21 protein-coding genes are annotated in these 19745 nt (G+C 65.6%); 4 read left to right on the top strand and 17 right to left on the bottom strand.

Annotation, left to right across the window (positions count from 1 at the left end):
* The first annotated feature begins 33 nt into the window (after window positions 1-33).
* Together ABD002_RS08690 and ABD002_RS08685 are read left to right on the top strand one after the other, a co-directional pair.
* The gene (locus ABD002_RS08690) at window positions 34-207 is read left to right on the top strand and encodes a hypothetical protein (RefSeq protein ID WP_343789615.1); all 174 of its coding nucleotides are present in this window, start codon (window positions 34-36) and stop codon (window positions 205-207) included.
* Between the two features lie 19 nt (window positions 208-226).
* Complete coding sequence (locus ABD002_RS08685) at window positions 227-1489, top strand: 2OG-Fe(II) oxygenase (protein ID WP_343789612.1); 1263 nt, start codon at window positions 227-229, stop codon at window positions 1487-1489.
* Between the two features lie 109 nt (window positions 1490-1598).
* Here ABD002_RS08685 and ABD002_RS08680 read toward each other — a convergent pair whose 3' ends face one another.
* From ABD002_RS08680 to ABD002_RS08600, 17 genes are all read right to left on the bottom strand, one after another.
* Entirely contained in the window at window positions 1599-1979 is a 381-nt protein-coding gene (locus ABD002_RS08680; protein WP_343789609.1) for a GtrA family protein, read from the bottom strand.
* Complete coding sequence (locus ABD002_RS08675) at window positions 1976-3910, bottom strand: hypothetical protein (protein WP_343789606.1); 1935 nt, start codon at window positions 3908-3910, stop codon at window positions 1976-1978. The genes ABD002_RS08680 and ABD002_RS08675 overlap by 4 nt, the downstream gene beginning before the upstream one ends.
* A 210-nt stretch (window positions 3911-4120) precedes the next feature.
* Window positions 4121-5311 carry a hypothetical protein gene (locus ABD002_RS08670; RefSeq protein WP_343789603.1) on the bottom strand — a complete coding sequence of 397 codons (1191 nt, stop codon included), beginning with the start codon at window positions 5309-5311 and terminating at the stop codon, window positions 4121-4123.
* Window positions 5312-5326: 15 nt separating this feature from the next.
* Entirely contained in the window at window positions 5327-6730 is a 1404-nt protein-coding gene (locus ABD002_RS08665; protein WP_343789600.1) for an MBOAT family O-acyltransferase, read from the bottom strand.
* 148 nt (window positions 6731-6878) lie between these two features.
* On the bottom strand, window positions 6879-8609 hold the full coding sequence (gene ptsP / locus ABD002_RS08660; RefSeq protein ID WP_343789597.1) for a phosphoenolpyruvate--protein phosphotransferase: 1731 nt from the start codon (window positions 8607-8609) through the stop codon (window positions 6879-6881).
* Window positions 8610-8680: 71 nt separating this feature from the next.
* Entirely contained in the window at window positions 8681-8950 is a 270-nt protein-coding gene (locus ABD002_RS08655; protein ID WP_343789594.1) for an HPr family phosphocarrier protein, read from the bottom strand.
* A gap of 44 nt (window positions 8951-8994) precedes the next feature.
* Window positions 8995-9387: a PTS sugar transporter subunit IIA gene (locus tag ABD002_RS08650; RefSeq protein ID WP_343789591.1), complete on the bottom strand. Its 393-nt coding sequence runs from the start codon at window positions 9385-9387 to the stop codon at window positions 8995-8997.
* A 136-nt stretch (window positions 9388-9523) separates the two neighbouring features.
* Window positions 9524-10429, bottom strand: coding sequence for an RNase adapter RapZ (rapZ, locus tag ABD002_RS08645; protein WP_343789588.1), 906 nt, complete (start codon window positions 10427-10429; stop codon window positions 9524-9526).
* Complete coding sequence (hprK, locus tag ABD002_RS08640) at window positions 10423-11373, bottom strand: HPr(Ser) kinase/phosphatase (protein WP_343789585.1); 951 nt, start codon at window positions 11371-11373, stop codon at window positions 10423-10425. The genes rapZ and hprK overlap by 7 nt, the downstream gene beginning before the upstream one ends.
* Before the next feature lie 151 nt (window positions 11374-11524).
* A complete protein-coding gene (locus tag ABD002_RS08635; RefSeq protein ID WP_343789582.1) occupies window positions 11525-12034 on the bottom strand; it encodes a PTS sugar transporter subunit IIA in 510 nt (169 codons plus the stop codon).
* A complete protein-coding gene (gene hpf / locus ABD002_RS08630; protein ID WP_343789579.1) occupies window positions 12031-12351 on the bottom strand; it encodes a ribosome hibernation-promoting factor, HPF/YfiA family in 321 nt (106 codons plus the stop codon). Before hpf ends, ABD002_RS08635 begins: the two co-directional genes overlap by 4 nt.
* 167 nt (window positions 12352-12518) lie before the next feature.
* Complete coding sequence (locus ABD002_RS08625) at window positions 12519-13940, bottom strand: RNA polymerase factor sigma-54 (protein WP_343789577.1); 1422 nt, start codon at window positions 13938-13940, stop codon at window positions 12519-12521.
* A 165-nt stretch (window positions 13941-14105) separates the two neighbouring features.
* Entirely contained in the window at window positions 14106-14825 is a 720-nt protein-coding gene (gene lptB, locus ABD002_RS08620; RefSeq protein ID WP_343789574.1) for an LPS export ABC transporter ATP-binding protein, read from the bottom strand.
* Window positions 14825-15427 carry a lipopolysaccharide transport periplasmic protein LptA gene (lptA, locus tag ABD002_RS08615; protein ID WP_343789572.1) on the bottom strand — a complete coding sequence of 201 codons (603 nt, stop codon included), beginning with the start codon at window positions 15425-15427 and terminating at the stop codon, window positions 14825-14827. The genes lptB and lptA overlap by 1 nt, the downstream gene beginning before the upstream one ends.
* Before the next feature lie 7 nt (window positions 15428-15434).
* The gene (gene lptC, locus ABD002_RS08610) at window positions 15435-16019 is read right to left on the bottom strand and encodes an LPS export ABC transporter periplasmic protein LptC (RefSeq protein ID WP_343789569.1); all 585 of its coding nucleotides are present in this window, start codon (window positions 16017-16019) and stop codon (window positions 15435-15437) included.
* Window positions 16020-16031: 12 nt separating this feature from the next.
* The gene (locus ABD002_RS08605) at window positions 16032-16583 is read right to left on the bottom strand and encodes a KdsC family phosphatase (protein WP_343789566.1); all 552 of its coding nucleotides are present in this window, start codon (window positions 16581-16583) and stop codon (window positions 16032-16034) included.
* 196 nt (window positions 16584-16779) lie between these two features.
* Window positions 16780-17805 (bottom strand): KpsF/GutQ family sugar-phosphate isomerase, encoded by a 1026-nt coding sequence (locus ABD002_RS08600; RefSeq protein WP_343789563.1) that lies wholly within the window; start codon window positions 17803-17805, stop codon window positions 16780-16782.
* 221 nt (window positions 17806-18026) lie between these two features.
* Here ABD002_RS08600 and ABD002_RS08595 point away from each other — a divergent pair, with 221 nt between their 5' ends.
* Complete coding sequence (locus tag ABD002_RS08595) at window positions 18027-18263, top strand: BolA family protein (protein WP_343789560.1); 237 nt, start codon at window positions 18027-18029, stop codon at window positions 18261-18263.
* A 219-nt stretch (window positions 18264-18482) separates the two neighbouring features.
* Window positions 18483-19742 carry a UDP-N-acetylglucosamine 1-carboxyvinyltransferase gene (gene murA / locus ABD002_RS08590; RefSeq protein WP_343789557.1) on the top strand — a complete coding sequence of 420 codons (1260 nt, stop codon included), beginning with the start codon at window positions 18483-18485 and terminating at the stop codon, window positions 19740-19742.
* Window positions 19743-19745 lie beyond the last annotated feature (3 nt).

Below are 19745 nucleotides of genomic sequence, written 5' to 3'. Positions count from 1 at the left end.
CGGGTCGAGATAGATCACGTCGCAACGCTCGCAATGGACGAGTTCGAAGCGTTGCGTATGGAACGAACCGGGATGCGTTGGCGCGACTTCGCCGAGCCGCCGCAGGCGGGCGCGGCGCCCGCAGGCACGACAAGGGGATCCGAGCAGGAAATCGAGCGCCATCCGGGGAGTCTGCAAGTACAGGGGGATTCGTATAATGCCACGTGACCTTGTTCGGGAAGCATCCATGTCGTGCATTGATCCGGTCAACCTCAGGCAAGCGGACGAAATCGAACGCCGGTTCGTCGCGGCCCAGCCGTTCCGCCACGTGGTGATACCCGATTTCCTTGACCGTTCGCTGTGCGAAAAGCTGCTCGCCGACTTCCCTCGTTTCGAGGACCGTCACGCGCTGAACGAGATGGGCGAGGTCGGCGGCAAGGCCGTGCGCATGGACGTGCGCGACATCTCGGAAAGCTATCGCGTACTGGATCGCTACCTGCAGACTGCGGAATTCCTCGATTTCGTATCGCGCGCGACCGGCATTCCCGATCTTCTCTACGATCCCGACTACATTGGTGGAGGGACGCACGAGAATCGCGATGGACAAAGTCTCGATGCGCATGTGGACTTCAACTACCACCCGCGCACGCGTTGGCATCGGCGTCTCAACTTGATCGTGTACCTCAACCCGCACTGGGCGGCGGCGTGGGGCGGCATGCTCGAACTGCACTCCGATCCGTGGAACGCGGCGGCCGACCACGCGGTAGGGATCGCCCCCGCATTCAACACCTGCGCGATTTTCGAGACGACCGAAGCGTCATGGCACGGGTTCTCGCAGATCCGCCTGCCGGCCGATTCCGCACATCTCTCGCGCAAATCGTTCGCGATCTATCTCTACACGCGCGAACGTCCCGCCGCACAGACGGCGCCACCGCACGCGACAATCTACGTGCCCGAGGTGATGCCTTCGCATCTGCGAGGCGGATACACATTGGGCGACGCGGATGTGCGCGAATTGACCGGACGCTTCAGTCGTCTGCGCACCCAGTTGCGCTACCTCTACGATCGCGAGAAGCATTTTGGTGCGCAGATCGATGCGCTGGAACGTGCGCTTGGCGAGGCCCGCAGTGCGCAGCGTCTCGAGCTGCAAGGTTATGCGACTCAGCCGGCGGGCGTGCAAGGACTGTGGCCGGACGGCTGGGCCGGTGCCGAGATGAGCATGCGACTCATGCCGACGCGTGCAGCCAAGGGCCTGCGCCTCGAGCTTTGGTCGCCACCGCAGCTCGGCAATGAGCAGGAGTTGCGCATCGAGCTTGGCGGGCAGACGTTCTCACAGGCGCTGCGCCCGGGCATGCGCACGCCTGTATCGCTGCGTTTGCAGGCACGGGCCGGAGAGGAGGTCGGGCTCTCGATTCGCGCCGCGCACACCTGGATACCCGGCGCAGCGTCGGATTCGGGCGACCGGCGCGCTCTCGCCTACCGCATCGTCAGTGCTTCGCTGGAACACTAGGTAGGCCACAAGGAGATGGAACCTCTGGCCATGCTGCGGCGTACCAATGTGTAAATGTGGGGAAACTTTAACCGCAGCCTGCTCCCAACGAACGATGGCATGCACTACCTCATCGGTAAACCCAGTGCCGCGACGCGAGAAAACTGCCGATGGCTAGGATGCCGTCGATCAGAGGCTTGAAGAACCACGCACCACGCAATCCGAGCGACGCGTCGATCATGCTGACTGCGATTGTGCTCATTGCGGCGTTTGCGCACCAAAGAATCACGTAGCGAGCGAGCTGCGGCCAACCAGGTCTTGCGCCGCCACGCGAGAACGTGATCGAGCCATTCATCCAGAAGCCGAGCAGCGCTCCGCAAACTCTTCCGGCGACGTTCGCTATGGCGACGGGCGCACCGGATCGACTGAGCATCACCATGACGCCCCAGTCCAGCAGCCATTGCGCGACGCCGATAAGCGCAAAGTGTCGTCCTTGGCGTAGCAGACTCATGGGAGTGCAGTCCGGCCGAGGGCGGGATCGCCCCACGACCACAGCTCGGCCACGCCGGCAGTAATGACTTGCCGGGCCCCACCGAGCGAAAGCGCTGCGCGCTGTGCCGGGCTGAGTAGATCAGGGCGCAGCAGCAACCAGCGGGCGTGCGTGGCGTCGATCAGGTTTTTCCAGCGGCGGCCGCTTGCATCGGTTTCGGCATCGAATCTTGCCGCTTCCAGCGTCGGCGAATACCAGGACACCGTGCGTCCGCGGCCAGCCAATTCTGCGATATAGGGTGCCTCGGGATTGAGGGCGAGCACCACGGAATCGGTCGGATCGCGCTCGTGCAGTTCTGCAATCAGCAAACGCTCGGGCGCGAAGCGCTGCAACACGAGCTGGGTATCGCCAAGATTCGTGAGCAAGCGCTTGCGCGCGACAGTGCTCAAGACCCAACTCGCATTGGCATGGAACGCGAAGTTCAACAGACACAGTGCAAACCCGACGTAAGCGAAACGGCGTACACCAAGCACCGTGCTGCCCGTGATCACCAGCGGCGCCAAGAGCAATGCCACGCCCGGAAAGGCGTAGCGCGCATACTGCATAGGTAGTAGCGGCAACAAGATGATGGCGCTAGCCGCCAGCGAAAGGCTGCGCGTTTCGCGTCGCCACAACGCCAGCAGCCATACCCCGACGAATGCCACGAGCACGAATCCGTACCCGCCTGGCTCGGCCTCCAGATAACGCTTCGTATCGAACGTGATCGCCCACAAGAGAGTCGGACTGAAACCGGCATGCCAGCGCACGTCGTCGAGCTGATGCGGCGCCATGACCGGGGATTGGAAGACATTGTTGAACAGCGGCAGCAGCGGATTGCCGCTGATGCGCCAGGCATGGAAGTAGCTCGACCCTGCTATCAGCAAGAACAGCAGTATCGCCACGGCCACGCGCTTTGCGTCGACGCGGTCGCGTACGCGCGCGAGTGCCCAGATCAACAGCACCAGCGCAGCCACTGCCTGGCCGAACTTCAACGCGAACAAGCCTCCGGCAAGCACGGCGGCGCACCACGTCAGTCGGTCTCCCGGCATGCGCATGATCACGAGCGCCATGGCAGCAATCAGCGCCGTCGCCGGCAATTCGGTCTGCATACCGGCAACGAGCGACGCCAGTAGCGGCATGCTTGCAAACAGCGCGACGACCAGCCATCGGATGCGAGCGTCTGTGCGAACAGTCGTCGTCAAGCTTCCCAGCGCTGCCGCCGCTGACAGCATCCACAGTGTATCGACGGCGCCGCGCGCTTCGTGCCCGGCCAGGACCTCGGCTATGCCTTGCACGACATCGCCGAGCCACGGCGCGAGCACCCATATCTGCTGCGCCGGATCGGGTGCGTAGAAGCCGTCCCTCAGCAGTTGACTCGGCAGTCCAAGATGGTAACCAAGATCGTCGGACTGCATGGTCGGCAGCCAAGCCCCAGTCGTAGCGAGGCCAAGCGCAAGCACGGCGGCGGCGGCATGCCACGGCGCAGCAGCGACGTTGTCCTGCCAGGCGTACCAGAGCGCGATACCCGCAGTGCGCAGTTCCTGTGCGCGCCAGATGCAGAGGACAGCTGCGACGACCAAATAGACCCCGCTATGGTGCAGCGGCAGCGGCATTAACCAGCCGAGACAGCCGCCGATCAAGGCTAGCCCGACCGGCAGCGCGATAACTGCGTCGAGCGCATCGCGCTGTGGAATCAGCAGGCTGCCGACCGCGATCGCAGTGGCCGCGAGCGCGAGAGTCGCTATCGTCGGTAGCATGCCGGCGAAAAACACCAGTGCAGCGCATGCGATCGCAGCCAGAGCATGCGCCAAAGCCCAACCACGCAGGCGGTGCATCGCGGCTGCCAATAGGAGCGAAATGAGGACTACTGCCAAGCTTTCGGAAAACCGGCTCCAGGGCAGCGCGAGCCACATCCGATACCAGAGCAAGCCGCTGATACAGCTAGCAATCCCGATCCCTATGAGTATGGCGGGTCCATACATGCGCAAACGTGCGGGCATACGCTCATCTATTTCCAGGGCAACCTACTATCGTAACTTCAGACTGCTCGATACGCGGCACACTTCCGGGCATGATCAACGAGCGGATTCGACCTACAAGACGACCTCTGGGTCCACTTGTTTTCAGTTGCGTGCGGGCGTCGGCAAATGATTCGATGCTTGAGAGGCAGTCGTCGAAAGTCGTGAACCTGAACTGCCCGGGTTCGCATAGAGCATTGACTCTACCTGTGGCAACAACCAACGTGTGAAGCGCTCGCGACCTTCTGCGTTCTGGTGGTAGAAATCGAAGAACGCGCTGCATCCGGCGTCACCGTCCCTATCGAAGAATCCGGTCGCATCGACGAGATGGATGCGGCCTTCGTCGGCGAGCGGCTGCAGGATCGCGAGCGCCCAGTCGTGCAGGCCGATGCCTAGAACATCGCGTGTCCAGATGCCGGGTACCGGCATCAGGACGACCAACGGCGGTTCGGGCCACTGCGTCGCGCGCAGCTGCGCCTGGACGATGTCACGGGTCTTTTGCATGGACACGGAGAGTGGCTGTTGCGAGAGCCGGAAATCGCTCCGGCCCGAGGCCATCCCGCGCAGTTCCTTGCATTGGCGCTTGAGGCCATCGTGTTGAGGGTCTGTCGATGCATCCACCCTGTCGCAGGCCGAAAGCCTATCGAGACCGAACGCACACATGTCGCCGTGCGACTCTGGGTTGGAGAACAGCATCGTCGAAGTTGGCAGTTGCGCGAACCAGTTAAGGGAAACCCGGCGCTGGCGCGGTGCGGCAATGAAGTCGCGGACATCCTGGCGCCAGCCGAACAGCGCCGAATACGCGCCGTAGCTTTCGACGTCGCTGCGCTCGAACGGCACGTGCTGCGCGATCCAGGGAATATCGCCGATGTCGCGGAATGGATACACGATGCCAAGCTCGTAGTTGCCATTGCCCGGGTATGCCAGATCCGCAATCGACAGCGCGACGATGCCGCCACGGACTTCCGGATGTTCGCGTTGCAGCCAGCGCGTGAGGATGCCTATCGTCATCCAGTGCGAACCGGGCATGGTCAGGTCGGCATGCACGTGACCGGATTGCTGCGCCGTGGCGGCCAGCAGCGCGTGGTCGATGCCGTATTCCGGGCGCGAACTGCCGAGCGTGACGTAGTCGATGCGTCGCACCGTCGGATCGGTCAACGCGCGCTTCAGGCGCACGCTGGTGCCGGCGTGGCTGTCCGGTTTGGCCAGCGGCTCCCAGATGCCAGCCTGGAACGCCGCTTCCGCCATCACGATCAGCGCAGATGCCGCGAGCAATTTGAGCAGGAAGCCGCGCATGTCAGAACCCGGGAATCAAAACTGGAAGTAGATGAAGGGAATCGTCGCTGCCGGCGTGAACCAGATCAGGAACAGCACGACGGCGGCCATCGCAGCTGGGAACAGTGCACCGCGGCTATCGGCGAGACGGTCCTTGAGCCGGCCGTAGTTGCCGAGGAACTGCGCGCCGAACAGCGCGAGCAGCAGCGCCGCCAGGCCGAGATGGTCGCCGACCGAGAAGCTCGCCAGTGTCGGATGCGCGAGCGTGTGCAGCAGCGTGCGGCTCTGCTCGAAGCTGTGCGCGCGGAAGAAAACCCACGCCAGGCACACCAGATGGAACGTGACCAGCACGCGCAGCGCGCGCATCGGCAGCGCCTCGCTGTTCCACCAGCGCAGGCGGAACAACACGGCGCGCTCGAACGACAGATACAGTCCGTGCAGACCGCCCCAGATCACGAAGTTCCAGCTCGCTCCGTGCCAGAGGCCACCCAGCAGCATCGTGATCATCAGGTTCGCGTAGGTGTGTGCGGCGCCGTTCCGGTTGCCGCCGAGCGAGATGTACAGGTAGTCGCGCAGCCAACGCGACAGCGTGACGTGCCAGCGCCGCCAGAAGTCCTGGAAGCTCTCGGCGACGTAGGGATGATTGAAATTCTTCGGGAAGCGGATGCCGAGCAGCAGTGCGCAGCCGGTCGCGATGTCGGTGTAGCCGGAGAAGTCACAATAGATCTGGAACGCGAAGCCGTAGACAGCGAGCAGGGTGTCCCAGAAGCCGTGCGCGGCGGGATGGTCGAACACCGGATCGACCAGCAGCGCGAGGTTGTCGGCGAACACCAGTTTCTTGACGTAGCCGAGTGCGATCAGCACGAGCGCACGTTGCACGTCGCCGGCATTGATGCGCTTGTCGCCGTCGAGTTCGGCGAAGAACTCCTTGGCGCGGACGATCGGGCCGGCCTCGAGCTGCGGAAAGAAGGCGACCGCCAGCGCGTAGTCGAGCAGGTTGCGGCGCGGCGGCAGTTCGCCGCGATAGACGTCGATCGTGTAGGACAGGCTCTGGAACGTGTAGAACGAGATGCCGACCGGCAGCAGCACATCGATCGGCGTGATGTGGAAGGCGGTGCCAAGCGCTTCGGCGCCACCGTTGACGGTGGCGATCAGCCAGTTCGCGTACTTGAAGATCGCCAGGAAACCGATGTTCACCAGCACGCTCACCGCGATCAGTCGCCGCGGACGCGTCGTGTTCGCCAGGCGTCGGCCGATCAGGTAATCGACGATGGTCGAGAACCAGATCAGCAGCAGGTACTGCCATTCCCACTGCCCGTAGAAGTAGTAGCTCGCGGCCAGCAGCATCAGTTTCTGCGCAGTCGGCCACGACTTCAGGCGCTGGTTGAGCACCAGCACCACGATGAAAAAGACGATGAAATGCAGCGACGTGAAGAGCATCAGCAGCGCAGGGCAGTCGGCGCGCTACGTGCGCTGGTTTCGAAATGGGAGGCGCGAAGCGCCGCAAGGTCGGTATCTGTCATGGCCGCGCATGATGCCATGCCGCACTCCACGACCGCACTTCAATGGCATCGATCCGACCGGATGATCAGCTTCCGAGCCGCTCCAGCACACGCTGGATGCGCTCGCGCGTCGGCGCGCGCAACAGCGCGGAGGCATGCGTGCGCAGCGCGGAGCGGTCCAGCGCGTTGACGGTCTCGCGCACTTCGAGCAGCACGCCGGGGTGCATGCTGAAGTCGGTCAGGCCGAGCGCGAGCAGCAAGGCGGTATAGCGTCTGTCGCCGGCCATCTCGCCGCAGAGTTTTACGCGGCGTCCTGCTTTCTGCGCGGTCGCGATCGTCTGCGCGATCAGCTTCAGAACGGCTGGGTGCAGCGGGTCGTAGAGGTTCGCGAGCTGGTCGTTGTTGCGGTCGACGGCCAGCGTGTACTGGACCAGGTCGTTGGTGCCGATCGCGACGAAGTCGAGGCTGCGGATCATGCCGGGCAGCGCCAGTGCGGCGGCCGGCACCTCGATCATCGCGCCAAGCTCCACATTGTGCGCGATCTCGTGGCCGGACGAGCGCAGCTCGCGTTCGCACTCCTTGAGCATGCGCCGCACGCTGACCATTTCCTCGGCCGCCGACACCATCGGCACCAGCACGCGCACCGGGCCGTAGGCGGACGCGCGCAGGATTGCGCGCAGCTGGTTCGCCATCAGCTGCGGGCGCCGCAGTGACAGGCGCACGCCGCGCACGCCGAGCGCCGGGTTTTCCTCGTCATCGAGCACGAGGCCGCTGGAGTCGGCCTTGTCGGCGCCGAGGTCGAGTGTGCGGATCGTGACCGGCAGACCGCCCATGCCGAGCACGAGGTCGCGATAAGCAAGGAACTGCTCCTCCTCGCCGGGCAGTTCCTTGCGTTGCAGGAACAGGAATTCGGTGCGGTACAGGCCGATGCCGGCCGCGCCGAGCGCGCGCGCCTGGGCCACGTCAGCCGGCGATTCGGCGTTCGCGTACAGTGCGATCGGCACGCCGTCGCGGGTGCGCGTATCGACGTTGCGCAGCAGCGCGAGGCGTTTGCCTTGTTGCGCGACTTCGCGCTGCCAGGCGCGGTAGCGCGCGATGTCCTGCGTGGCCGGGTGCACGACGACCTCGCCGTGCTCGCCGTCGATCAGGATCAGGTCGTCGTCCTGGATATGCGCGAGCGCATCGTGCGCGGCGACGATCATCGGCAGGCGCAGCGAACGCGCCAGGATCGCGCTGTGCGAGACCGTGCTGCCGGAACTCAGCAGCACACCGAGCACGCCATGTTCGGCGAGCGGCACCAGTTCGGACGGCGCGACGGTGTCGCTGACCAGGATCTCGCCGACTCTCGAGGCGAGCTTGCGTTCCTCCTGGCTGGAGTCGCGCATGAGCCCGGCCTGCACGCGCGCGATCACGTGGTCGACGTCCTCCTTGCGACTGCGCAGGTAGGGGTCGTCCATCGCCTCGAACATCTCGACGAGGCGGTCGCGTTGCATCTTGAGGGCGGCGCTGGCGCGGTAGCGGCCGATGCGGATCAAGTCGTAGAGGCCGGTGGTCAGTTCGCGGTCAGCGAGCATCAGGCTGTGCGCGTCGATGAACTCGGCGACTTCGCGCGCCATCGTGCCATGCAGTTTCTCGCGCAGGATGCGCAGTTCCTCGCGCGCGGCGGCAAGCGCTGCCTTGAGGCGTTCGATCTCGCCCTCGACCTCGGCCTCGCCGAGCGGGCGCTCATCGACCAGATAGCGGCTCGGTTGCTCGAGGCGTGCGCGACCGAGCGCCATTCCGCGCGAGGCGCCACTGCCGGTCAGTACGAGTCGCACGCGTTTGCTGGCCTCCGCTGCTGGTTATGCCTGGTCCTCCGCTGCGGCTTGCCGCGAGCGGTCGGCTCATCCTACTGGCCTTCGTCGAACTTGCGCTCGAACAGGTCGACCATCATGGTCATGGCGGCTTCCTCGTCGACGCCATCGGCGCGCAACGTGACCGGCGTGCCGAGTCCGGCCGCGAGCATCATCACGCCCATGATGCTCTTCGCGTTGACCTCCTTGCCGCGGCAGGCGATGAACGCGCTGGCCTGGAAGCTGTGCAGCGCCTGCACGAGCTTGGCCGAGGCGCGCGCGTGCAGGCCGAGTTTGTTGCTGATCGTGATTTCCCTTTCGAGCATGGCAGTCCTGTCGTGAATGATTCGGGTTCGCTGATCGCGTTTCCTCAGGGCGTGTCGACGACGATGCCGCCACGCCCGCCGTTGGCCGCGGTCTGCGCAAGCTCGTCGAGCGACTGCTCCGGGTAGTTGAGGACCCGCAGCAGCATCGGCAGGTTCAATCCCGACACGCAATGCATGCGCACGCCCAGGTCGGGCAGGCGTTGCGCGATGTTGCAGGGCGTCGCACCGTAGAGATCGGACAGCACGAGCACGCCGTCGCCGCGGTCGAGTTCGCGCGCGTTCGCGACGGCCGCGCGCAGCATCTGGTCCGGGTCTGCATTCGCGCTGACTTCCTGCACGTCCACCGGCAATGGCAGGCGGCCGAGCACATGGCGCGCGGCGCTGACCAGGGCCGCGCCCATCGATTCGTGCGTCATCAGCAGCACACCGACGGTCATGGGCGTGCTCCGCACGCCGTGATTGGTGATTCGGGATTCGTGATTGGAGAAGAGCGCAGAGCGAAGGTGCGTCCGGTCGTCCGCAATCGCCCGCGGTTCCGAATCACGAATCCCGAATCACCCATCACGGCAATCATCATTCCATCTCGCGGTGATACGTCAGCACTTGCGTGTAGCGCTGGCGGAAATGTTCGGCCAGCTGCTCGGCAAGATACACCGAGCGATGGCGGCCTCCGGTGCAGCCGATGCAGATCGTTACATAGCTGCGCCCGTCCGACTCGAAGCGTGGCAGCCAGGTCGTGAGGAAGCCGCGCAGGTCGCCGCTGAACTGCGCGACCTCCGGCTTGGCCTCGAGCCATTCGCGCACCGGCGCGTCCTTGCCGGACAGTGGCCGCAGCTGCGCATCCCAGTGCGGATTGGGCAGGCAGCGCGCGTCGAACACGAAATCCGCGTCGGTCGGCACGCCGCGGCGGTAGGCGAACGATTCGAACAGCAGGGTCATCGCGCCGGCGGCGAGGCCCATCTCGGTGATCACCAGCCGGCGCAGCTGGTGCACATTGAGGTTGCTGGTGTCGACGATGCGGTCGGCGATCGCCAGCATCGGCTTCAGCAGACGGCGCTCCTCGGCGATCGCCTCGGCGAGGCCGAGGCCGTCGCCGGACAGCGGATGCCGGCGACGCGTCTCCGAGTAGCGCTTGATCAGCACCTCGTCGCGCGTGTCCAGGAAAACCAGGTGATAGCCGACATCCGAACGCGCGAGTTCGGCGAGGATTTCCGGCAACCGATTCAGGTTCTCGGCGCGGTTGCGCACGTCGACGCCGACCGCCAGCTTGTGCTGCAGGCCGCCGCCGCCCTGCGAGATCGCCTGAACGAACGCCGGCATCAGTGCGGCCGGCAGATTGTCGACGCAGTAGTAGCCGAGGTCCTCGAGCGTGCGTAACGCGACGGTCTTTCCGGAGCCGGAAAGTCCGCTGACGATGATCAGCTGGTCCGTCGGCGCCGTGGTGCCTTCGCCGGTGCCGCGGTTCGTCGTGTCTACCATGGCGGCAGGCGGCGCATCTGGTGGGCCTGGCGATCCATGAAGGTCTGCGCCGGGTCGAAGCCCTTGCTCTTCAGCATGTGGCTGCGCACCGCGGCTTCGGCGAGCACGGCGATGTTGCGGCCGGGCGCAACCGGAATGATGATCTGCGGAACCTGCACGTCGAGCACTTCCCGGTAGCCGACATCGCCGGTCAGGCGGGTCATGCCGTCGCCGGGCGCATCGAGCTTCTGCGGCTTCAGATGCACGATAAGACGCAGGTACTTGGAAGGTTTCACCGCGGTCTGGCCGAACATGTCGCGTACGTTGAGCACGCCCAGGCCGCGCACCTCGAGCAGGTCGCGCAGCATGTCCGGGCAGTTGCCGTCGATCACGTCCGGCGCGATCAGCGTGAACTCCGGCGCGTCGTCGGCGACCAGGCGATGGCCGCGCGTGATCAGTTCCAGCGCGAGCTCGCTCTTGCCGGTGCCGCTCTCACCGGTGATCAGCACGCCGATCGAATAGACCTCCATCAGCACGCCGTGCAGCGTGATCTGCCGCGCCAGCGTGCGTGCGAGCTGGTATTGCAGATAGGTCAGCAGCTCATGGCCGCGCTTGGGGCTGTGCCAGAGCGGCGTGTTCGATTCCTCGGCGGCCTGACGCAGGTCCGCCGGAATCGCCTGGTCCTTGGTCACCAGCAGCGCGGTCGGATGGTAGGCGACGATCTTCTCGACGGTCTCCCAACGCTGGCGCGAATCGAGGCTGTCGAGGTAATTCAGCTCCTCGGTGCCGATGATCTGCACCTTGTTCGGGTAGATGATGTTGAGGTAACCGACCAGCGACGGCCGGCGTTCCTGGCTGACGCCGGTCTCGATCGCGCGGTTCTCGCCGCGCATGCCGGCGATCCAGCGCAACGCGAGGCGTTCGCCGACGGCGTCGAACAATTGGCGGGCGGTCAGGCGGTCCACGACGACGGATTGGCGGTCAGGGGCGAGGGCACGGTGATGCGGTACTCGGTCAACCGGGGGACACTCGGTGGGCAAGAGTGTACGGGTACAGCAGGGGCGTCGTCACATGACGATCATCGGGGTGGGCCATGCCACCCCGCGCGCCTGAGCTCTAAGCGCGGATCCCTGCGTCTTCGGCCCGCATTCCCCGTTGCAGCAGTGCGCGCAGCGACGGTGCATCCGGCGCCGCGCGCAGCGCCGATGTGATCGCGGTGTCGGAGAAGAGTTCGGCGAGCTCGGCGAGCAGCCGCAGGTGCTGGTCGGTGAAATGGGCCGGGACGATCAATGCGGCGATCAGGTCCACCGGACGGTTGTCGTCGGCGCCGAAGTCGATCGGCGTGGCGAGGCGCACGAAGGCGGCGCGCGCCTCGCCGATGGTGGCACTGCGGCCGTGTGGAATCGCTACGCCATGGCCCAGTCCGGTCGTGCCGAGCCGTTCGCGTGCGGCGATCGCGTCGCGCACGACACCCGTTTCGCCGCCATCGGCGAGCAGGCCCGCAAGCTGGTCGACGAGATCGGCCTTGTCGCGTACGACAAGGCCGGTCCGCACCCGCTCGGTGGGCAGCAAATCGAGGAAGGGCATAGCGGGTGCGTGGTCTCGCGCGAAGGGATCGACGGTCAACTGTAGCGCGCCGAGCGCACTACGTCGGCATGGTGATTGGTGAGCTTTTCCTTGTGCTTGCGCAGCTGCGTCTCGACCTTGTCGACCAGGACGTCGATCGCTGCGTACATGTCGGCCGCGGTCGCGTCCGCATGCAGCGTCTTTCCGGACAGCAGTAACGTCACCTCGGCCTTGTGCAGCAGTTTCTCGATGCCGAGCACGACGGTGATCTCATGCAGCTGGTCGAACAGTCGCGTGACGCGCTCGAACTTGCCGACTGCGTAATCGTGCAATGCGGCAGTGACTTCGACCTGGTGACCCTTGACGTTGATCTGCATGACTGACTCCTTACTGGATGGGTCCGTTCTTGGCCGGCCCCGGTTTGAATGCCGCCCGCGTCGCCGCCCGAGGCAACGAGGCAAGGGCTCCAATGTTTCCGACAAGCGATTGCTGGTTGCGTTCCCTCCTGCCTTTGTGACGAATGGAATCGTGTGCGGATTGCGCATCAGCCCAGCCTGCTGCGGTCGTTCGACGACGGAATGTTGAGCGCCTCGCGGTATTTCGCGACGGTACGCCGCGCGACGTTGATGCCACGCCGGTTCAGCTCGGCCGCGAGCACCTGGTCGGACAGCGGCCGCGTGGGCTGCTCCTCGCCGATCAGCTTCTTGATCATCGCCTGGATCGCGGTCGCCGAGGCCGCACCGCCGTCGACCGTGGTCACTCCGCTGGAGAAGAAATACTTGAACTCGAACGTGCCGCGCGGCGTATGCAGGAATTTGCGCGTGGTCACGCGGCTGATCGTCGATTCGTGCATGCCGATCTCGTCGGCGACGTCCTTCAGCACCAGCGGGCGCATCGCCTCGGCGCCGAATTCGAGGAACGCCTCCTGCGCGCGCACGATCGAGCTGGCGACCTTCAGCATCGTTTCTGCGCGCGTCTTCAGGCTCTTGATCAGCCAGCGCGCTTCCTGCAGCTGACCTTTCAGGTAATTCGCGTCGTCGCGGCGCGCTTTCGCGATCAGGCTTGCATAGTGTTCGTTGATGCCGAGCCGCGGCTGGCAACCGGGCGCGAGCGTCACCTGCCAGCGTCCGCCGACCTTGCGCGCATACGCATCCGGCGCGACATATTCGGCGGTTGCATTGGAGAAGCAGTTGCCGGGTTTCGGCACCAGCGAGCGGATCAGCGCGAGCGCCGTGTCGAAAGAAGCCTCGTCGGCGTGCAGGCGCTGGCAGATGCGTACGCGATCCTGCTTCGCGAGCGCCTCGAGATGATCGGCGACCAGCGTGCGCGCCAGCGCGAGGCCCGGCGTGTCGGCACTGAACGCATCGAGCTGCACGCCGAGGCATTCGCGCAGGTTGCGGCTGGCTACACCGACCGGATCGAAGTGTTGCACGCGATGGCGTACCGATGCGATCTCCTCGAGCGAGACCGTGTGCAGCGAAGCAAGGGTGTCGCGGATCACCTCGTCGCTCTCGCCGAGGTAGCCGTCATCGTCGATCGCCTCGATGATGGTGGCGGCGATCGCGCGGTCGCGCGCGGACATCGGGGTCAGGTTGAGCTGCCAGAGCAGGTGATCGCGCAGGTCCTCGACCTCGGCGTCCTGCGGCTCCATGCCGTCCTCGTCGAGCGCAGTGCCACGGTATTCGGTGCGTTCGAATTCAAGATCGAGCGGCTGCTCGTCGGTGTCGCCGGTGTCGGCCGCGTCGGCCGGGCTTTCGGCTGCCTCGGCATCAGCCGCTGCATCGGCTTCGGCATCCTCGCCGTCGACGAGTTCCTCGGTCATGTCGAGCAGCGGATTCGACTCCAGCGCGGTGTTCAGCTCCAGCTCCAACTCCAGCCGCGACAACTGCAGCAGCCGGATCGCCTGCTGCAGCTGCGGCGTCAACGCCAGCGACTGGTTGAGGCGGATTTGGAGGGCGGGTTTCATGCCGGAAGCGTGCCAAGTCGCGTTTCGGCCATCCTAGCGCCAAAGGCCGGTGGCGGGCAGGGCTTGACGTCGCGGAAAAGCAAGCGGAGGCTGGCTGGATCGTCTGGACTGCGACGGGATTCGCGGGCGATCCCGCAAAAGCGCGCTCTGCAGTGGACTGCGGGACTACATCCTGAACTCGCGCCCGAGATAGACCTCGCGCACCTGCTCGTTGGCGAGGATGTCGGCGGGCGCGCCCTGTGCGAGCACCGCGCCCTCGCTCATGATGTAGGCGCGCTCGCAGATGCCGAGCGTCTCGCGCACGTTGTGGTCGGTGATCAGGATGCCGATGCCGCGCGACTTCAGCTGGCGCACGATGCGCTGGATGTCGACGACGGAGATCGGATCGATGCCGGCGAACGGCTCGTCGAGCAGCATGAAACGCGGCCGCGCAGCCAGTGCGCGCGCGATCTCGACGCGGCGGCGCTCGCCGCCGGAGAGGCTGACGCCTTTCTGGCCGGCGATATGACCGATCTGCAGGTCGTCGAGCAGCGACTCAAGCTCGGCCTGGCGACCGCTGTTGTCGAGGTCGTCGCGCAATTCGAGGATCGCGAGGATGTTGTCGGCCACGCTGAGGCGTCGGAATACCGAGGCCTCCTGCGGCAGGTAGCCGACGCCGAGCCGCGCACGCGCATGCATCGGCAGCGTGGTCACGTCGCGTTCGTCGATGCGGATCGTGCCGGCATCGGCCGCAATCAGGCCGACGACCATGTAGAAGCAGGTCGTCTTGCCGGCGCCGTTGGGGCCGAGCAGGCCGACGATCTCGCCCTGGTCGAGCGAAAACTCGAAGTCGCGCACGACGGCGCGGCTGCGGAAACTCTTGCGCAGGCCCGATGCGCTCAGCATCAGAGGCTGCCGTCCGTGCCGGCCGCTTTCGCGTCGGCCTTTGCAGGCGCGTCCTTGGCCGGTTTCGATTTCGGTTTCGGCTGGGTGATGATGTGGATGCGTCCCGCGGGCGTGTAGTCGCCGCTCTCCATTTCGCCGGTGTTCGTGTTGTAGGTCATGTGCGCGCCGTGGAACTCGCCGCGACCCTGCTGCACGACCTTCACGTCGCCGGTCAGTTCGGCGATGCCGGTGTCGGCGTTGTAGTCGATCTTTTCCGCATCCGCGCTGACCAGGCCGGCGTTGTTGTCCTGCTGTTCCTCGAGGTGGGCCGGCTTGCCGATGATGACCACGCGCTGCACGCCGCCGGACAGGTCGTTGCCCTGCGCATCCTTCGCGTTGTTCGGATGCTGGTACATCGTCGCCTCGTCGCCGTGCACCTTCATCGTGCCCTGGACCATGCGCACGTTGCCCTTGAGATGGGTCGCGCCGGGCTGGTTGTTGTTCGTGTTGAGCTGGGTCTTCTGGTAGTCGGCGGTGATGTCCATCGCCTGTTCGCGGTCGCTGGACCGCGCGTGCGCGGACGACGCGGCCGTCACGGCCAACGCGAACGCGAGCAGGCGCAAGCGCGCTTCATTCCGCGGGGCGCAGCGCACGCTTGGGTTGCAGGGTCGAGTGGACATCCGAAAGTAGCTCCAGGGCCTTGTCGTTGAGATCGCCACGCATGCCGATCCCGCGGAGTATAGAGCCCGGTTGCGTGATCGTGGCCGGCGCCGCGGTTTCCATCTTCTTGTCCTTGGGCCAGGTCGTGAGGTCGCTGGTTACGACATCGACCTGCTTGCCGTCGCTGCCCGGCTCGCGGTGCATCTCGACGTGGCCCTGCAGCTTCATGAGCGTGCCGTCCTTGTTGACCCAGGCCGCGTCCGACTTGCCTTTCCACGGATGGCCGCCTCCGTCGATGAGCATGTAGTCCGGCGTGGTCACGAACACCGAGCCGTCGTCGCCGCGGCGGTCGAGGCGCGGACCGCTGACCTGGAACGTGCGCTGGCCGGCCGCATCGAGCGCGTCCAGCGTGAAATCGGTCAGCGTGTAGTCCGAGCGTGGCGGGCCGGCGAAGGTCTGCTCGTTCGGACGCTCGCGTGTGAGCCACAACAGGAACTGGCTGCCGGCCGCGAGCACGGCGAGCACGACGACGATCAACCAGTAGCGACGTTCCATTGGCGATCCGGATCAGCGCAGGAACGTGGCGAGTTCCGCCTCGGCCTTGCCTTGGCTGGCGAGGATCAGGTCGCAGACCTCGCGCGCGGCGCCGCAGCCGCCGGCCAGGCGCGTGCGCCAGTGCGCGCGTTCGCGCACCCACGCATGTGCGTTCGCGACCGCGACCGAGAGGCCGACGTCGTGCATCGGCGCGAGATCGGGCAGGTCGTCCCCCGTGTAGGCGACCTGCTCGGGAGCAAGCCGCAGCGCATGCAGCAGGTGTCCGAGGCAGGCGCGCTTGTCCTTCTGGTCCTGGTAGACGTGCGCGACACCGAGTTCGGCCATGCGCTCGGTGACGATATTGCTGAGCCGCGCGGTGATCACCGCGACCTCGACGCCGTTTGCGAGCAGGCGCTTCAGGCCGAGCCCGTCGTGCACGTTGAACGCCTTCAACTCGTGGCCGTCGGCGGTGTACCAGAGCTTGCCGTCGGTCAGCACGCCATCGACGTCGAACACGGCCAGCTTCACGCGCGCGGCGCGTTCGCGGATGTCGGCAGGGAGGTCGGCGAGGTGGCTGTAGGGCATGTGTCAAAGCTGAAAAGTAGTTGGGGTAGAAGCAACCTGCTTGCTCGTCGTCCCGGCGTAGGCCGGGATCAAGTGTCTTGCGACCTCCGTTGACAGCGCTGGGTCCCGGCTTGACCAGCTTCGCTGTTGAGACGCGCCTCGCCGGGACGACGGGAATTCTTGTTGATTGCGCAGGAGCTTGTTCGGCGGTCGCTTCTCAAACCACCCGCGCCCGCAGCAGATCATGGATGTTCAGCGCACCAACCACGCGCCGGTCCGCATCGACAACGAGCAGCGCGTGGATCTTGTGCGCCTCCATCAGTTGCGCAGCCTCGACCGCGAGCTTGTCGGCGGTGATCGTCTTCGGCTGCGCGGTCATCAGGCGGGTGACCGGCGTCGTGCGCAGGTCGATGTCGTCGTCGTCGACCGCGCGGCGCAGGTCGCCGTCGGTGAACACGCCGAGCAGGGATTGGTCGGCGGGATCGACAATCGCGGTCATGCCGAGGCCCTTGCGCGTCATCTCGACCAGCGCCTCGGTCAGCGTGACGTCGGGAGCGACGGCCGGGATCTGCCCATTGGTGTGCATGATGTCGCTGATCTTGAGCAACAGCTGGCGGCCGAGGCTGCCGGCCGGATGCGAGCGCGCGAAGTCCTCATCGGTGAAGCCGCGCGCCTCGAGCAGCGCAATGGCGAGCGCGTCTCCCATGACCAGGGCCGCGGTCGTGCTCGAGGTCGGCGCGAGGCCGAGCGGGCAGGCTTCGGCTGGCACGCTGGTGTCGAGGTGCACATCGGCCAGGCGCGCCAGCGAGGAGCCGTTGTTGCCGCTCATCGCGATCAGCGGGATGCCCTGGCGCTTGATCAGCGGCAGGATGGTCAGCAGTTCATCGGTCTCGCCGGAGTTCGACAGCGCGAGCACGACGTCCTTCTGCGTGATCATGCCGAGGTCGCCGTGGCTGGCCTCGGCCGGATGCACGAAGAACGCGGGCGTGCCGGTCGAGGCCAGGGTCGCGGCGATCTTGCGCGCGATATGCCCGGACTTGCCCATGCCGGAGACGACGACCCGGCCCGGGCACTCGAACATCAGCTGGCAGGCGCGCAGGAAGTTCGCGTCGATGCGGTCGCTCAGCGCCTCGATCGCGTGCGCCTCGGTCGCGATCACCGCCTGCGCGCTGCGTACCAGAGCGCTCGCATCGAGCAGCGGGTTGCTCAAGGAGCGCACGGCGGAAAGGATCTGGGCGGTCATCGGCGAAGAATGCGTTAGCGGCTCGGAAGCGTACGTAACATCGTGATTTCTGCGCTGTTGCAGGAATTTGAGTACCATGCGCCGCCTCATTGTAGCCGCTTCACCGGCCGGATTGGCCCCGCGGTCAGGCTGAGGACGACCCAAATGGCGACAGCGTCGCAGCCGACCGTCCCGCCGGACTCGCATAGCCGTCCCCGCGATTTGCCCAGGAAACGCAGAAGATGGACACCTCCACCGTACAGAATCTGATCCAGCAGGGCATGCCCGACGCGAAAGTCGAGGTGCATGGCCCCGACGGCGTACATTTCGAGGCACTGGTGGTCAGTCCGGCGTTCGCCGGCAAGTTGCCGCTGGCGCGCCATCGCATGGTCTACGCGACGCTCGGCGAGCTGATGGGCGGCGCGATCCACGCATTGTCGCTGCGTACGCTGACGCCGGAAGAAGCCGCGCGCGGCTGAGTTGCCCCGCTCTTTTGAAAAGTGCGGCCAGGACGGCCGCTGTTGGTTCGGGCAAGGAAGCCCGTCAGGAAAACCTCCATGGACGGTGGCAACAGGCGAGAAGGTGGTACGCGGATGCTTTCGTGATCTGCGTTGAAGCGCAGATCACGCCGTGAGCCGGCGAGCCAGGGAAGGCGAAAAGGAGAACGCACCATGGATGGTCCATTGCGAGGAAACAGCGTGGCAAAGATTGTTATCAACGGCGGGCAACCGCTCAACGGCGATGTCTGGATTTCCGGCGCGAAGAACGCGGTGCTGCCGATCCTGGCCGCGTGTCTGCTCGCGGACGGGCCGGTCACGATCGGCAACGTGCCGCACCTGCACGATGTGACCACAACGATGGAACTGCTCGGCCAGATGGGCGTCGAGCTGGTCATCGACGAACGCATGAAGATCCACGTCGATCCGCGCCCGGCGAAGCGCTATTTCGCGCCGTACGACCTGGTCAAGACGATGCGCGCGTCGATCCTCGTGCTGGGTCCGCTGGTCGCGCGCTTCGGCGAAGCGGTCGTGTCGCTGCCGGGCGGCTGCGCGATCGGCTCGCGTCCGGTCGACCTGCACCTCAAGGGCCTGCAGGCGCTCGGCGCTGAGGTCACCGTCGAGAACGGCTACATCAAGGCGCGTGCGAAGCGCCTGAGGGGCGCGCGCATCAACCTCGACCTGGTCACCGTGACCGGGACCGAGAACCTGATGATGGCCGCCGCGCTGGCGTCCGGCACGACCATCCTCGAGAACGCCGCACAGGAGCCCGAGGTCGTCGATCTCGCCAACTGCCTGAACGCGATGGGCGCGAAGATCGAGGGCGCCGGCACCGCGACCATCGTCATCGAAGGCGTCGAACGTCTCTCGGGGACTACCTACGAAGTGCTGCCGGACCGCATCGAGACCGGCACTTTCCTCGTCGCCGGCGCGATCACCGGTGGCAAGGTCATGACCAAGCGTGCACGCCCGAAGACGCTGGATGTCGTGCTCAGCAAGCTCGAGGACGCCGGCGCGCACATCAACACCGGCGAGGACTGGATCGAGCTCGACATGCGCGGCCGCCGCCCAAAGGCGGTCAACGTCACCACCGCGCCGTATCCGGCGTTCCCGACCGACATGCAGGCGCAGTTCACCGCGCTCAACTGCGTCGCCGAAGGCGTCGGCGTGATCACCGAGACCGTGTTCGAGAACCGCTTCATGCACGCGCACGAGCTGCAGCGCCTCGGCGCCGACATCCAGCTCGAAGGCAACGCGGCGATCATCAAGGGCGTCCCGAAGATGTCCGGCGCGCCGCTGATGGCGACCGACCTGCGCGCGTCGGCATCGCTGGTGCTGGCCGGCCTCGTTGCGCAGGGCGACACCGTGGTCGACCGCATCTACCACATCGATCGCGGCTACGAGAACATCGAGGAGAAGCTCGGTGGACTCGGGGCGCATATCCGGCGGTTGCCGGCCTGATAC

The sequence above is a fragment of the Dokdonella soli genome (assembly GCF_039523175.1).
Lineage (GTDB): Bacteria > Pseudomonadota > Gammaproteobacteria > Xanthomonadales > Rhodanobacteraceae > Dokdonella_A > Dokdonella_A soli.
The sequence above is the reverse complement of the archived record's forward strand: the minus strand, read 5'-3'. Positions and strand labels throughout refer to the sequence as shown.

Coding starts and splice junctions, on each gene's coding strand:
- ABD002_RS08690 (WP_343789615.1), top strand. CDS start 34: ATGGACGAGTTCGAAGCGTTGCGTATGGAACGAACCGGGATGCGTTGG.
- ABD002_RS08685 (WP_343789612.1), top strand. CDS start 227: ATGTCGTGCATTGATCCGGTCAACCTCAGGCAAGCGGACGAAATCGAA.
- ABD002_RS08680 (WP_343789609.1), bottom strand. CDS start 1,979: ATGAGTCTGCTACGCCAAGGACGACACTTTGCGCTTATCGGCGTCGCG.
- ABD002_RS08675 (WP_343789606.1), bottom strand. CDS start 3,910: ATGTGGCTCGCGCTGCCCTGGAGCCGGTTTTCCGAAAGCTTGGCAGTA.
- ABD002_RS08670 (WP_343789603.1), bottom strand. CDS start 5,311: ATGCGCGGCTTCCTGCTCAAATTGCTCGCGGCATCTGCGCTGATCGTG.
- ABD002_RS08665 (WP_343789600.1), bottom strand. CDS start 6,730: ATGCTCTTCACGTCGCTGCATTTCATCGTCTTTTTCATCGTGGTGCTG.
- ABD002_RS08655 (WP_343789594.1), bottom strand. CDS start 8,950: ATGCTCGAAAGGGAAATCACGATCAGCAACAAACTCGGCCTGCACGCG.
- ABD002_RS08650 (WP_343789591.1), bottom strand. CDS start 9,387: ATGACCGTCGGTGTGCTGCTGATGACGCACGAATCGATGGGCGCGGCC.
- rapZ (WP_343789588.1), bottom strand. CDS start 10,429: ATGGTAGACACGACGAACCGCGGCACCGGCGAAGGCACCACGGCGCCG.
- hpf (WP_343789579.1), bottom strand. CDS start 12,351: ATGCAGATCAACGTCAAGGGTCACCAGGTCGAAGTCACTGCCGCATTG.
- ABD002_RS08625 (WP_343789577.1), bottom strand. CDS start 13,940: ATGAAACCCGCCCTCCAAATCCGCCTCAACCAGTCGCTGGCGTTGACG.
- lptB (WP_343789574.1), bottom strand. CDS start 14,825: ATGCTGAGCGCATCGGGCCTGCGCAAGAGTTTCCGCAGCCGCGCCGTC.
- lptC (WP_343789569.1), bottom strand. CDS start 16,019: ATGGAACGTCGCTACTGGTTGATCGTCGTCGTGCTCGCCGTGCTCGCG.
- ABD002_RS08605 (WP_343789566.1), bottom strand. CDS start 16,583: ATGCCCTACAGCCACCTCGCCGACCTCCCTGCCGACATCCGCGAACGC.
- ABD002_RS08600 (WP_343789563.1), bottom strand. CDS start 17,805: ATGACCGCCCAGATCCTTTCCGCCGTGCGCTCCTTGAGCAACCCGCTG.
- ABD002_RS08595 (WP_343789560.1), top strand. CDS start 18,027: ATGGACACCTCCACCGTACAGAATCTGATCCAGCAGGGCATGCCCGAC.